This window comes from Bradyrhizobium sp. BTAi1 (assembly GCF_000015165.1).
GTDB lineage: Bacteria > Pseudomonadota > Alphaproteobacteria > Rhizobiales > Xanthobacteraceae > Bradyrhizobium > Bradyrhizobium denitrificans.
In genome coordinates, this window is the sequence record NC_009485.1 from 4814601 (window position 1) to 4828484 (window position 13884).

Annotated in this window: 13 protein-coding genes; 9 read left to right on the forward strand and 4 right to left on the reverse strand. The window is 65.3% G+C overall.

Features of this window, described 5'->3' with window-relative positions; all coding sequences use genetic code 11:
* The first annotated feature begins 73 nt into the window (after positions 1-73).
* From BBTA_RS21495 to BBTA_RS21505, 3 genes are all read left to right on the forward strand, one after another.
* Positions 74-895 (forward strand): enoyl-CoA hydratase, encoded by an 822-nt coding sequence (locus tag BBTA_RS21495; protein ID WP_012044614.1) that lies wholly within the window; start codon positions 74-76, stop codon positions 893-895.
* A 237-nt stretch (positions 896-1132) separates the two neighbouring features.
* Positions 1133-1717 carry a CoA-binding protein gene (locus tag BBTA_RS21500; protein ID WP_012044615.1) on the forward strand — a complete coding sequence of 195 codons (585 nt, stop codon included), beginning with the start codon at positions 1133-1135 and terminating at the stop codon, positions 1715-1717.
* Between the two features lie 227 nt (positions 1718-1944).
* Positions 1945-3228, forward strand: coding sequence for an O-acetylhomoserine aminocarboxypropyltransferase (locus BBTA_RS21505; RefSeq protein WP_012044616.1), 1284 nt, complete (start codon positions 1945-1947; stop codon positions 3226-3228).
* A gap of 317 nt (positions 3229-3545) precedes the next feature.
* Here BBTA_RS21505 and BBTA_RS21510 read toward each other — a convergent pair whose 3' ends face one another.
* Positions 3546-3740 (reverse strand): hypothetical protein, encoded by a 195-nt coding sequence (locus tag BBTA_RS21510; protein WP_041750807.1) that lies wholly within the window; start codon positions 3738-3740, stop codon positions 3546-3548.
* A gap of 326 nt (positions 3741-4066) precedes the next feature.
* On the opposite strand from BBTA_RS21510, the gene BBTA_RS21515 reads away from it, so the two are divergent.
* From BBTA_RS21515 to BBTA_RS21525, 3 genes are all read left to right on the forward strand, one after another.
* Positions 4067-4402 (forward strand): hypothetical protein, encoded by a 336-nt coding sequence (locus BBTA_RS21515; protein ID WP_012044617.1) that lies wholly within the window; start codon positions 4067-4069, stop codon positions 4400-4402.
* 146 nt (positions 4403-4548) lie between these two features.
* A complete protein-coding gene (locus tag BBTA_RS21520; RefSeq protein ID WP_012044618.1) occupies positions 4549-4809 on the forward strand; it encodes an antitoxin in 261 nt (86 codons plus the stop codon).
* On the forward strand, positions 4806-5213 hold the full coding sequence (locus BBTA_RS21525) for a type II toxin-antitoxin system VapC family toxin (protein ID WP_012044619.1): 408 nt from the start codon (positions 4806-4808) through the stop codon (positions 5211-5213). Before BBTA_RS21520 ends, BBTA_RS21525 begins: the two co-directional genes overlap by 4 nt.
* A gap of 759 nt (positions 5214-5972) precedes the next feature.
* Here BBTA_RS21525 and BBTA_RS21530 read toward each other — a convergent pair.
* Positions 5973-7061: a COX15/CtaA family protein gene (locus BBTA_RS21530; protein ID WP_012044620.1), complete on the reverse strand. Its 1089-nt coding sequence runs from the start codon at positions 7059-7061 to the stop codon at positions 5973-5975.
* Between the two features lie 102 nt (positions 7062-7163).
* Between BBTA_RS21530 and BBTA_RS21535 the strand changes: the two genes are divergently transcribed.
* Positions 7164-7385 (forward strand): DUF2842 domain-containing protein, encoded by a 222-nt coding sequence (locus tag BBTA_RS21535; protein ID WP_012044621.1) that lies wholly within the window; start codon positions 7164-7166, stop codon positions 7383-7385.
* Here BBTA_RS21535 and BBTA_RS21540 read toward each other — a convergent pair whose 3' ends face one another.
* On the reverse strand, positions 7386-8447 hold the full coding sequence (locus tag BBTA_RS21540; protein ID WP_012044622.1) for a polysaccharide deacetylase family protein: 1062 nt from the start codon (positions 8445-8447) through the stop codon (positions 7386-7388).
* A 321-nt stretch (positions 8448-8768) separates the two neighbouring features.
* On the opposite strand from BBTA_RS21540, the gene BBTA_RS21545 reads away from it, so the two are divergent.
* Positions 8769-9989 (forward strand): GNAT family N-acetyltransferase, encoded by a 1221-nt coding sequence (locus BBTA_RS21545; RefSeq protein WP_012044623.1) that lies wholly within the window; start codon positions 8769-8771, stop codon positions 9987-9989.
* A 1-nt stretch (position 9990) separates the two neighbouring features.
* Here BBTA_RS21545 and BBTA_RS21550 read toward each other — a convergent pair whose 3' ends face one another.
* On the reverse strand, positions 9991-12282 hold the full coding sequence (locus tag BBTA_RS21550) for an exopolysaccharide transport family protein (RefSeq protein WP_012044624.1): 2292 nt from the start codon (positions 12280-12282) through the stop codon (positions 9991-9993).
* A gap of 361 nt (positions 12283-12643) precedes the next feature.
* On the opposite strand from BBTA_RS21550, the gene BBTA_RS21555 reads away from it, so the two are divergent.
* A complete protein-coding gene (locus BBTA_RS21555; protein ID WP_012044625.1) occupies positions 12644-13777 on the forward strand; it encodes a glycosyltransferase family 4 protein in 1134 nt (377 codons plus the stop codon).
* Positions 13778-13884 lie beyond the last annotated feature (107 nt).

Here is a 13884-nt window from a genome sequence, read left to right on the forward strand (position 1 = left end):
CTCTGTCGCGTTGCCTTCTGTTACATTAGCCGCCGCCAAGCGCCCAAACGGAAATCGCCAAACGGAAATCGCAATGTCCGCCCCTGCCCTCGCCACCCCTGCCGACGCGCCGATCCTGTTGCGCGAGATGGCCGGCCCTGTCGCCGTGCTGACGCTCAACCGGCCGGCGCAGCGCAACAGCCTGTCGGAAGCGCTGATCGCGGAGCTGCATCAGGCGCTGGCCGGGATCGCATCCGACAAGGCCGTGCGCGCGGTGGTGATTGCGGCCCATGGGCCTGCCTTCTGTGCCGGCCATGATCTGAAGGAACTCACCGCGCGCCGCAGCGACGCCGATCTCGGCCGCGCCTTCTTCGCGAGGCTCATGAGCGCCTGCAGCGCGATGATGCAGGCGATCGTGCATCTGCCCAAACCGGTCGTCGCCTCGGTGCAGGGCATCGCCACCGCGGCCGGCTGCCAGCTGGTCGCGAGCTGCGATCTCGCCGTCGCCTCCGAGCACGCCTCCTTTGCGACGCCCGGCGTCGATATCGGCCTGTTCTGCTCGACCCCGATGGTGGCGCTGTCGCGCAATGTCAGTCGCAAGCAGGCGATGGAGATGCTGCTGACCGGCGAGCCGGTTCCGGCGGAGCGCGCCCGCGAGATCGGCCTCGTCAACCGCGTGGTCACGGCCGGCACCGAACGCGACGCCGCGATTGCGCTGGCACAACAAGTCGCGCGCAAATCAGCCTATACGGTCAAGCTCGGCAAGGAGGCGTTCTACCGCCAGGCCGAGATGAGCCTTGCCGACGCCTATCAATATGCGGCAGAGGTGATGACCGAGAACATGCTCGCCCGCGACGCGGAGGAAGGCATCGGCGCCTTCATCGAGAAGCGGACGCCCACGTGGCGGGATGAATAGTTTACCCCGCTCTCTTTCCTTCGTCTTGCGAGCGCAGCGAAGCAGTCCAGAGTCCCACCCGAACCCCTGGATTGCTTCGTCGCTTCGCTCCTCGCAATGACGGTCTCAGTCACTTCGTCATTTCGGGGCGATGCGAAGCATCGAACTCGGAATCTCGAGATTGTTGAACTCAGCCTGAGATTCCCGGTTCGCGCTTCGGCGCCCCGGAATGACGGCAACTAACAGATCGTACCGCCCATGAATCACGACACCTATCCCGACGACTACATCCGCGGCATTCTCAACGGCGTGAAGGTGATCGCGATGGTCGGCGCCTCGCCGTCCGAGATCCGGCCCAGCTTCTTCGCCTTCAAATATCTGGTGCAGCGCGGTTATGACATGATCCCGGTCAACCCCGATCATGTCGGCAAGAGCCTGATGGGCCGGCCGTTCGTCGCCTCGCTCGCCGACATCGGCCGGCCGCTCGACATGGTCGACATTTTCAGAAGCTCTCAGCACATCATGCCCGTGGTCGACGAGGCGCTGAAGCTGCAGCCTTTGCCGAAGGTGATCTGGATGCAGCTCGGCGCGCGTGACGACGCGGCGGCCGAGAAGGCCGAAGCCGCCGGGCTGAAAGTGGTGATGAACCGCTGCCCCAAGATCGAATATGGCCGGCTGTCCTCGGAGATCTCCTGGATGGGCGTCAACTCCCGCACCATCAGCGCCAAGCGCGCGCCGATCCCGACGCAGGGCATGCGGCTGTCGCTGAACCGCACCAGCGTCGGCGGCGGCGCGACATCGGCGGCCGACCGCGCCGCAAAGGACAGAAGCGATCCCACCTGACGCATCTGCGAAAGGATTGTGTCGCGGGGGATGCGCGACACAGCAACGCATTTCAAATCCGAGCGATTGTCGCCAGCCGCCTTGACGCCACCCTGGGCGGTGGCAAATGTCCTCCGCCGGGATGACGCGGAGGCGCACAACGGCGCGCTATCGACACCGTCTCCCATCATCGATCCCCGTGCCGGCCGGCGCCGCCGCGCGCGGGATCAAGCCCACGAGGAAACACCATGACCGAACGTGCCCCCGGATTTGCCACCCTCGCCATCCACGCCGGCGCCCAGCCCGACCCGACCACCGGCGCGCGGGCGACGCCGATCTACCAGACCACGTCCTTTGTCTTCAACGATGCCGACCACGCCGCCTCGCTGTTCGGCCTGCAGGCGTTCGGCAACATCTACACCCGCATCGGCAACCCGACCAACGCCGTGCTGGAAGAGCGCGTCGCTGCCCTCGAGGGCGGGACCGCCGCGCTCGCAGTGGCCTCGGGCCATGCTGCGCAGGTCGTGGCGCTGCAGCAGCTGCTGTCGCCCGGCGACGAGTTCATCGCCGCGCGAAAACTCTATGGCGGCTCGATCAACCAGTTCACGCATTCGTTCAAGAGCTTCGGCTGGAACGTGGTGTGGGCCGACACCGATGACATTTCGAGCTTCGAGGCCGCGGTGAGCCCGCGCACCAAGGCGATCTTCATCGAGTCGATCGCCAATCCCGGCGGCACCATCACCGACATCGAGGCCGTCGCGCAGGTCGCGCGCAAGGCGGGCGTGCCGCTGATCGTCGACAACACGCTGGCCTCGCCCTATCTCATCCGCCCGATCGATCACGGCGCCGACATCGTGCTGCACTCGCTGACCAAGTTCCTGGGCGGTCACGGCAACTCGATCGGCGGCATCATCGTCGATGCCGGCACGTTCGACTGGGCCGGCAGCGGGGACAAATATCCGATGCTGACGCAGCCGCGTCCCGAATATCACGGCATTCGCATCCACGAGACCTTCGGCAATTTCGCCTTCGCCATCGCCTGCCGCGTGCTCGGCCTGCGCGACCTCGGCCCCGCGCTGTCGCCGTTCAACGCGTTCCTGATCCTGACCGGCATCGAGACCCTGCCGCTGCGGGTGCAGAAGCACAGCGACAACGCCAAGGCCGTCGCGGAATATCTCAGCAAGCATCCCGCTGTGGCGTCGGTCAGCTATGCCGGCCTGCCCGAGGACAAGTATCACGCGCTCGCCCGCAAATATTCGCCGAAGGGCGCCGGCGCCGTGTTCACCTTCTCGCTCAAGGGCGGCTATGACGCCGGCGTCAAGCTGGTGTCGAACCTGAAGCTGTTTTCGCATCTCGCCAATGTCGGCGACACCCGCTCCCTGGTGATCCACCCGGCCTCGACCACGCACAGCCAGCTCGACGACGCCGCCAAGATCAAGGCCGGCGCCGGCCCCGACATCGTCCGCATCTCCGTCGGCATCGAGGACAAGGAAGACCTGATCGCCGACCTCGAACAGGCCCTGAGCGCGTAAGCGCACTGTCCCGGCGGACGATCCTGTCCGTGAGTGAATCCGTCATGCCCGGGCTTGTCCCGCCTGCGCGGCCGAAGCCGCTTCGGCACGGCGAAGGGCCCGGGCATCCACGTCGTTCTCAGCATGCCGGACGGCGTGGATGGCCGGGACAAGCCCGGCCCATGACGAGGTGGAGAGAGACGGGCACAAGACTGCGATCTGATCGCCTCCAAAACCAAAGAGAGCGCGGGCGGGCCCATGGCCTTCCGCGCTCTCCTTCGTCCCACGGTCGGGCCGTTGCCGGCTTCTCGAACCGCGCCCTCGTTAACTGCAGATGGTCATGTCATCAGGTGCAGCACGCGCGCCTGCATCGCGTCCGCCAGTGGCATTTCGGACGCAGTGATCAGCCGGCCCACGGACCGCGCCTGCAGGCAGGCGGCGTCCTCATCGAGGCCCGCGCGGTCGGCGTTGAATGAGCTGGTCCGTGATTGGAAAATCTGGCGCCCTGACGCCGAAAACATGATCACAGACATGCTCGAAACCTTTGGGTCTGAGACTCTGATGAAATGCAGCAGAGATTTTCGTTCCCGAACGCAGCGGCCGGGCTGCCTTCGGCCGGCCTTCAAAAATCGCCGGCAGAAGTAAGCTTGCACCAGCAGAACTTAACGAAAGCTGAAAAAGCCCGTCCTTCTACGGGCGATTGCAGCAGCGCACCAGGCCCTGGAAGGTTTTCGTTAACCATACCGGCCCCATCCTGCCGGGCATGGAATCGCTCGGGGGCGTCCCGAGGCGAACGCGGCGGCCTCTGGCCGGTTGAATGCGTTGGACGGACCTTTCTACCAGAAGGCAGGAGAGCAGGATGCGACTATTGGTGATCATGATACTGCTGGCAGCCATCGCGGCGAATGGTGTTGTGCTCGCCGCCGACCTGCCGGGTGTCCATGACAAGGTCCTGCACTACAAGGCCCGCCGCGCCGTCAAGGCGCCACCTCCGGCGGTCATTGTCGAGGACCAGGACTCGCTGATCTCCCCGATGCTGCCCTCGACCCCGCTCCTGCTCGGCCGCCAGGAACTGCCCGGCTATTACGGCCGCGCCTTCTCCTACGACTATCAAGGCCCCTATTACGGCGGCGAAGGCTACACGAACTACATGTTCCGCCTGCCCTATGCCTGCGGCGTGACGGGGTATTGCTGAGAAGCCCTCATGAGCTCGTCTTCGCAGACGGCTCAAGCACCCTCGCGCGGCGCGTTGCTGCCCGCCAGAGCGCTCAAGGACTAGGTTGACCGACGAGCCGGCACTAGATAGATATCATCGGTATCTACCATCAGCAGGAGCGCGCGATGACCGCGACCGCCAAGCTGTTCATGCACGGCCGCAGCCAAGCCGTACGCCTGCCAAAAGAGTTCCGTTTCGAAGGCACCGAGGTCCGCGTCAGCAAGGTCGGCGACAAGGTGATCCTGGAGCCGATATCCAAGCCGCCGCTCGATCTCGACAAGTTCTGGGATGAGCTCGACGCCCTCGGCGCACGGGACTTTCTGCCCGAAGGGCTTCCGGACGACCCGCCGCTGCAGCCGGATCCGCGCGCTCTGTTCGACGAATGATCTGTCTCGACACCAACATCGTCATTGCCGCGGTGAGCGGGCGCAGCACGGCTCTGCGGCATCGGCTCGGCGAACAGATCCGCTCGGGCACTCCGATCGGGCTTTCCGTCGTCGCACTTTTCGAACTGCGCTATGGCATCGCGAGGAGCACCCGCCGCTCGGAAAATGAACGCCTGCTCGACCGCTTTCTGAGTCTCGGCATCGAGCTGCTGCCCTTCGATGGGAGCGATGCCGAGCATGCTGCCGAGATTCGGGCGGATCTCGAGAGAAAAGGGACGCCGATTGGCGCGTTCGACTATCTGATCGCGGCACAGGCTCGCCGGCGTGACGCGGCACTGGTGACGTTGAACCGGCGTGAGTTCGAGCGTGTCCCTGGATTACTCGTGCTCGATTGGCCGGCTTGATCTCCCGTATCGTCAAAGCGACCTAAGCTCGGGAGAGAGCCAACGAACCTGGGCAAGCCGTGTGAAGACATGCGCGCTCGCCCAGACTCGCAACGGGCAAAACCGCTCATCGCGCCCTGCATCGCGTCATCCGACAGACGGTAAAGAAATGGACAGGTCGGGCGACAGCCACCGAAGCACTCGTCTTGCAAAATTCGGCAAATCAGCATATTCTGCCTTTGTTCCTGTCCAGCCGAGGGGCGCTTCCGGATCGTCCAGTTGCGTGGGATTGGGAATGCGGTGGACGTGGCAGGCTGTGCGTGGGCGAAAGTCTCTGCGCGGACGAGCGGCCTGTCATGGACGGCGAAATCGCGTGGTCCTGGCGCCCCGATGCTGGCGCCAAGTCTCGTGACGGTGCCCAAGGCATCGCGCGAGGTGACGGGGGCAAGACAGCCGATCCCCGGGGAGATCGCGTATAAGCGTTAAAACCACCGCGCGGGGAAGGCCGGGTGTTTCCAGGCCGTACCTGTGGTGACCGCCGCGTGCTTTTTTTGTTGCACGCGGGCCATGGGTGCCGGCCAGGCATCCGGCCTTCCCTGCGCCCTCGCGTGTTTCGGGGGTGAAACGATCGGCACGGCTCGGCGCTGTCAGCGCGCGAGGATGAAAACTGATGTCTTCACGTCATTGCGAGGAGCGAAGCGACGAAGGCATCCGGAGTCGTGGGCGGGACTCTGGATGGCTTCGTCGCCTCCGGCTCCTCGCAATGACGAAAATGGTCGCCTACCCCGCCTGCCCGGCGGCCACGGCCGCCTGCGGCACCACCACCGCAGCGACGCGCCGCGGCGACAGCCGTTCGGCCTGCAGCACGGCGAAGGTCAGCACGATGATCGCCGTGCCCTGATGCAGCAGCGCCAGCGAGATCGGCACCACCATCAGCAGGGTCGCGATGCCGAGCCCAGCCTGCACCAGGATCGCGGCCAGCAGCCGGTGCGCGCCGCGCACCACGGTGCGGCCGGCACCGGCGCGCATCACGTCGAAAGCGTGCCACGCCCCCAGCAGGAACAGCGTGTAGGCGGTCATGCGATGCATGAACTGCACCGTCAGATCGTTCTCGAACAAATTGATCCACCACGGCGACTGGATCCACAGATTGGCCGCCTTCGGGATCAGGCCGCCGTCGATGTCAGGCCAGGTGTTGTAGACGAGGCCGGCGCGCAGGCCGGCGACCAGGGCGCCGAGATAAAGCTGCACGAAAGTGACGCCGACCAGCCCCCAGGCCGTGAGCCGCAGCCGTGCCGGTACCTCGGCCTCCGCACGCGGCGCGAGCCGCCGCAGGGTCCAGACAATCGCGGCAAAGATCAACAACGCCAGCGACAGATGCGTCGCGAGCCGGACCGGCGCCACCTCGGTGCGCTCGGTCAAACCCGAGGCCACCATCCACCAGCCCACCGCACCCTGCAGCGCGCCAAGCCCGAAGATCAGCCACAGCCTGCGGCCGAGCGGCCCGGACACGGCGCCGCGCCACAGAAACCACAGGAACGGCAGCAGATAGACCATGCCGATGACGCGGCCGAGCAGCCGGTGGCCCCACTCCCACCAGAAGATGGTCTTGAACTCGTGCAGCGTCATGCCGGCATTCATCTGCCGGTACTGCGGAATGGTCTTGTAGGCCTCGAAGGCGTCGGTCCAGGCCCGCTCCGACAACGGCGGCAAAGTGCCGGTGACCGGCTTCCATTCGACGATCGACAGGCCGGATTCGGTCAGCCGCGTCGCCCCGCCGACCAGCACCATCAGCGCGATCAGGCCGGCCACCACCGTGAGCCAGATGCGGATCGCGGCGAGATCTGTCGTGCGGGGAACCGTGGTCATGGACGTTGAACGCTCGATTGAACCGGGGCTGACAGGCCCTTATAATCTCAGAGAAACCGCGCGCAAGCCGCGCCGTCCCGAGCCAAAGTTGACATTCCCGTCATGACGATCCGCACCCGCAAACTGATCGGCGCCGTCGCGCTGCTGCTGCTCGCCTTCGCCTGGTCGCTGATGGGCATGGTGCTCGCGCAATTCCCGCTGATCGCCAATTCCGGCTGGATGCAGGCGGTCTATTACGTCGTCGTCGGCATGGGCTGGGTGCTGCCGGCTATGCCGATCGTGAGCTGGATGCTGCGCCCCGATTCGGAGCGGCAGGAGAACTGATCAGCCGATGTCCAGCGACGGCTGCGGCGCCGCTTTCGCCTTCGGCAGGGTCACGCCGGCCATCAGCACCTTGAGCGCGCGCAGCGAGCGCGAGCGGCCGTCCCAGGCGATGCGCGGCAGCAGGTGCAGTCGGGTGCGGCCCTCCGGCTGGATCACCCCGCCGATCGCGGTCGCGGCGCTGACAAAGCCCGCCTGCGCGGCCAGCACGGCATCGCTGCGGCGGACGGCATCGCGGTCGCCGAACGGATAGGCCATATGCCGGACCGGGCGCCGCAGCGCGGTCTCCAGCACCGCCTTGCCCATCGCGATCTCGCGCTGGGCGTCGGCATCCTTGAGATGGGCGAGCGCGGGATAATGCACCGTGGCGCTGCCGATCGTGACATTCGGATCGGCCGCAAGCTGCGCGATATCCGCCCAATCCATCGCGGCCTCGCGCGAGAGAGCGACCAAATCGACCGAATGGCGCGAGCAGAGATCGCGGATCGCGATCGACCGCTCCGCCGGCGGCAGCTTGCGCAGCCAGCCCCAGAGATAGGCGAACAGCTCGTATTTTTCCGCCGGCCTGGCCACGGAAAAGCGCTGCTCGCGATGATCGATCACGAGGCTGATCCGGCTCTCGCGCGCGATGACGGCTTCCAGCGCCAGCCACCAGGCCTCGCCGAGACCATCCGGGAAGGCGGACGCAACGTAGACCGTGAACGGCACGCCATGGCGGGCCAGCACCGGATAGGCATGGGTGATCAGGTCCTTCCATGCGCCATCGAAGGTCAGGCAGGCGAACCGGCGGTCTTCGGCCAACCGCACCGCGCGCTCACAGGCCTCGTCGAGCGCGACGATGTCGTAGCCCCAGCGCTTCAGCGCCCGGATCATCTTGTCGAGGAAGACCGGCGTGATCTCCGCGTGCTTGAGCGGCTGGAACGCACCTTTGCGGCGCGGACGCACCCGCTCGAAACGCAGCACGGCACCGGCGCCCGCCGTGGTGCGCGAGGCCAGCCATGTGCCGCCGCTGAAATAGGCCAGTTCCAACCGCGCCGTCCGCAGCCATCTGTTGTCCGACGACAAATCGCGCGCCCCTTCCCGAGAGATCCACTTGAAACCAAACCGACCGCGCCCACCTGATGCGGAGCGACCGTGACGCGAGCGCGACATCGCACGCAGCACACGTCGGAACGATGGCGATGCTCGTGATGGGCATCCTCTTGATGTCCATGCCCTTAAAGACATCCATTCTTAAGATCGCGTGGTGGATACTGATTTGAACAGGTCTTTTGCCGCGTCACCCCGATTTGGGGCGGTGTCATTGCCCTTACTTTTTATTGATGTTTCTTTGCAAAGCTCAGGCGATCCAGAGCAACAAAATTCCACAACAACGCAGGTTGCGCGATGACCATGGCCGCCGTGATCGAAAACCGGACGGCGCAGTCGCCGCTGTCTGGACTTGCACAGGTCGAGATCGTCTCTGATCTCGCCGCGGCCGAACCGGCCTGGCGCATTCTCGAGGCACCCGACCACATCTCGACGCCCTACCAGCGCTTCGACCTGCTCGCCGCGTGGCAGCACGAGGTCGGCGCCCGCGAGCAGGCGACGCCCTTCATCGTCATCGCTCGCGATGCCAAGCAGCAGCCGTTGCTGCTGCTGCCGCTGGCGCTGACGCACGCGTTCGGGGCGCGGGTCGCGAGCTTCATGGGCGGCAAGCACACCACCTTCAACATGCCGCTGATGCACCGCGCGTTTGCGGCGCGTGCCAGCGTTGGCGATCTCGAATTCCTGCTTGCCGGACTGCGTGATCATGGCGGCGTGGACGTGCTGGCGTTGACGCAACAGCCGCTGCGCTGGAGCACGATCGCCAACCCGCTGGCGCAATGGCCGCGCCAGCCATCCGTGAACGACTGCCCGGTGCTGTTGATGCCCCCCGGCGCCGCATCGACCGCTTTGTTGTCGAACTCATTCCGCAAGCGGCTCAAGAGCAAGGAGAAGAAGCTGCAGGCGCTGCCCGGCTATCGCTACATGATCGCCAGCAGCGATGCCGAGATCGCCGAGCTGCTGGACTGGTTCTTCCGGATCAAGCCGATCCGCATGGCCGAGCAGAAGCTGCCCAACGTCTTCGCCGAACCCGGCATCGAAGCCTTCGTGCGCGCCGCATGCCTGGCCAAGCTCAGCTGCGGTCATCGCGCCATCGAGATTCATGCGCTGCGCTGCGACGACGAGATCATCGCGCTGTTCGCCGGCGTCGCCGATGGCGAGCGCTTCTCGATGATGTTCAACACCTATACGCTGTCGGAGAATGCCCGCTGGAGTCCGGGACTGATCCTGATGCGCTCGATCATCGATCATTATGCGCAAAGCGGGTTCCGCGCGCTCGATCTCGGCATTGGCTCCGACGACTACAAGCGGATGTTCTGCAAGGATGACGAGCCGATCTTCGACAGCTATCTGTCCTTGACTGCGCGCGGGCTCGTGGCGGCGCGGACGATGGCCGCGCTTGGCCGCGCCAAGCATGCCGTCAAGCACAGCCCTGCTCTGTTTCGTCTGGCGCAGCGCGTCCGCGGCGCGCTGCAGTCTGGCGGCAGCGCCGCCAGAGCCGAGGAACGGGCCGACGATTAGTCTAGGCGGCGACGCCGCGCGGGCCCGCTTGGGTGGACCCGGTCTCTTCGAGCGGCGCCTTCAGCATGGTCACGGCGCCAAAGCCGACCTCGCGCAGCTGCGTGGTCATCTGGCTGCGCGCCTCGGAGGTCATGTTGGGGTCCGGCACGACCACGGCGCGCGCCCCCGCTGTCAGCAGTTCGGCCGGCAGGTCGGAGGCCGTACCGGCATCGAGCAGCACATGATCGTAGACGCGCAGCAGCGCATCGATCGCGAGCGCAAGTCGCGGCGATTGCAGCTGGCCGCGATCGCCGCCGGGCCGGCCGGCATTGACGAGATGCAGCCGCGAGGCCTGATCCTTGGTGATGATGGCGGAGAACGAGGCCTCGCCCAGCATCAGCTCGATCAGTCCAGGCGCCGCCGGATCGACCGAGACACCTGCAAGCATCTGCGGGCTGCCGGCGAGGTCGACCAGTACGATTCGGGCCTGCCGCGCCATGTTGCGGGCGATCGACAGCGCCGTGGCGGTGACGGTGTGGCCACCGGCCGTCCCGAGCACGGTGATCTTGCGGGCGCCCTCGCCCAAGGCAAGCAGCTCGGCCGCGAGCTGGTCGAGCTCGGTCGACGGCGCAGGCTCGGCAAGCTCAGACTCCGGCGCTGCGGCGACGGGAGCTGGCGCGACGGGAACGGGAGGCGCGGCAACGGGAGGCACAGGCGCAACTTGGACCGGTGCGGCCGGGGCCGCGGGCACAGCGGGCGCGGACATCACCGGCTCTACCCGGGGGGCGGGCGTGGCCGCGACCATCACGGGAGCCAGCAACCCGGCGCTGACGGCGCGTGGCGCGGTGAGGCGCAGCAGCTCGCCGGTGACGACCACGCCCGAGGTCAGCATCAGCGTGGCGAGCGTCGCGATCAGCACGATCGGCAGCTTTTTCGGATAGGCCGGCGTGTTCGAGACCACCGCCCGCGAGATGATGCGCCCTTCCGCCGGCGGCGTGTCCAGGGTCTCGCGGCTGTTGGCGTCGCGGTATTTGGCGAGATAGGATTCCAGCAAGTCGCGCTGCGACTTGGCCTCGCGCTCCAGCGCCCGCAGCTGAACGTCCTGACCGTTGGTGGACGTCGCCTGCTTCTTGGCTTGATCGAGGCTCTGGCTCAGCATCTGCACCCGCCCCTCGGCGATCCGCGCGTCGCTGTCGAGCGAGCGCGAGATCTTGGCGGCTTCGTCGCGGATCTGGCGGTCGAGATCGGCCAATTGCGCCTTCAGCTCCTTGATGCGCGGATGGTTGTCCAGCAGCGTCGACGATTGCTCGGCCAATTGCGCGCGAAGATTCACCCGCTGCTCTGACAACCGGCGCATCAGCTCGGAATTGAGCACCTCGGAAGCCTCGATCGGCTGTCCGCTCTGCAGCCTCTCGCGGATCAACCGCGCCTTGGTCTCGGCATCTGATTTCAGCGCGCGGGCATTGTTGAGCTGGGTGTTGATCTCGCCCATCTGCTGGTTCGACAGCGAGGTGTTGTTGGTGCCGATGAACAGGCTGGACTTGGCACGAAACTCTTCGACCCGCGATTCCGCGTCCTCGACCTTCTTGCGGAGGTTCTGGATCTCCCCTGCCAGCCATTGGCTGGCCGATTTCGCCTGAGCCTGACGGGCATTCTGCTGCACCACCAGATATCCATCGGCAACGGCATTGGCGATCTGGGCCGCGAGCGCCGGGTTCTGCGACTGGAATTCGACCACGAGGACGCGCGATTTGTCGACGGCGTAGACCGTGAGGCGCTCATAATAGGCGTCCATGACCCGCTCTTCGGGGGTCATCGACAGCGGGTCTTTCACCAGCCCAAACATGGCAAAGATCGACTTCAACGGCGATACGCCGCGCAGCACCGGGTCGAATTCCGGCAACTCGCCGAGCTTGTTCTTGGCGATGACGTCGCGCGCCAGGTCCCGCGACAGCACCAGTTGCACCTGGCTCGCCACCGCCTCCGCGTCCAGCGCGGTCCGTTCTTCGCTACGCTCACTGTTGGACCGTAGGAAAATGTTCTCGCGGCCATCAATCAGGATACGCGCCTCCGATTTGTAGCGCGGCGTGATCATGTTCACGGCAGTGACGGCCAACGCAAGTGCAAGCAAGGTCGCGGTGAGAATGAAACCACGCTTGCGAGCCAGAGCACGGCCAATCGTACGCACATCCAGGTCGCCAGAGGCCTGCGCCGGCGCGTCCGGCGATTGCGCCTTCGTCGACTGCGCGACGGGAGCCGTCTCGATCCGAGTCGTCTTGTCTTCCTTGCTGGCACGCCAGAACGCCAACCGCATCATCCACTCCCGCGAGACAAACGCTACGCCACCAACATACGTGGTACAATTACACTCTATTAAGGTTGCCGGTCGGTTAATCCGACCGACCTGTCAGCGGCGCGCGCGAACATTCATTGGCATCTCCCATGGATGCAGATCTCCCGCTTATACACGATCATCACCATAATCCTTGCGGTCCGATCCCGAGCGCTGAGCTGTGAGGCGTTTATTAACCATCAACGATCTATCCAGACTGAAGCCGCAAGGAACCTAGTGACAAGAGGCCCCCGTGCTTCCTCTACCAACCAGCCGTCAGGTCCGCTCGCCCGCTGACGGCTGGCGAGATCACGACCCCGCCGCGCAACGAAGCGAGCTTGGCCTGGCCCCGTCGCCACACAAGCCGCTTAGAATTCTGCATGCCGTCCGTGCCCCGGTCGGCGGCATCTTCCGACATATTATCGACCTCGCGAACGGCCAGGCCGATCTTGGCCATCATGTGGGAATCCTTGCAGACAGCCTGACCGGCGGCGAACGGGCTGATGCGGCACTCGCGCAAATCGCTCCGCGCCTGACCCTCGGTGTTCATCGCGTCGCGATTCATCGGGAGCCCTGGCCGACCGATGTCCTGGCGCTTGGCCATTTTCATGCGATCGCCCGCAGACTCAATCCGGACGTTCTGCACGGTCATGGTGCGAAGGCTGGCGCCTTCATCCGCATGCTGCCACATCGGACCGAAACGATCCGCATCTACACACCGCATGGCGGATCACTGCATTACCCGCGCAACACGCTCAAAGGCGCGCTCTACGCACGGCTCGAGCGCGCGCTGATGAACCGGACCGAGCTTTTCCTGTTCGAAAGCATCTTTGCCCGCGACACATATGAACGCATGATCGGCCATCCCCAGGGCCTGGTCCATTGCGTGTTCAACGGCGTAACCGCGGGCGAATTCGATCCCATCTCACCGGCGGCCGACCAGACCGATCTCGCTTACGTCGGCGAGTTTCGTCATATCAAGGGCGCAGATATCCTGATCGACGCAGTCGCGCAGCTGCGCGACAGCGGTCGGCCGCTCACCCTCACCCTGGGTGGCGACGGCGAAGAGACGGCCCGGCTAAAGGCACAGGTCGAGCGTCTCGGTCTGACCTCTTCAGTGCGCTTCATCGGGCATGTGAAGGCCCGCGAGGGATTTTCCAAGGGGCGCCTTCTGGTCGTTCCGTCGCGAGGCGATTCGATGCCCTATGTGGTGATCGAGGCCGGCGCAGCCGGGGTTCCGATGATCGCCGCCAAGGTCGGCGGTATCCCGGAGATCTTCGGCCCCCATGCCGACGCATTGTTCACGCCGAGCAACGTCGATGCGATGGCGGGGGCGATCGCCAACGCGCTCGACAACGCCGCCACCACGCAACTCCGTGCCAAGGCGCTGCGCGAGCGGATATTCCAGCATTTCTCCCAGAGGGCGATGGTCGAGGGCGTGCTCGGTGGCTACCGCGAAGCGTTTACCAAGACCTGATGCCTGCGAGACATCGCTAACCGATTGTTCCGAATTGCCGTCTATGACCGCTGGTGAGGAATTTCTCCCGGCGCTGTCAGCGCTTATCTGACCAAGAATACTAACAA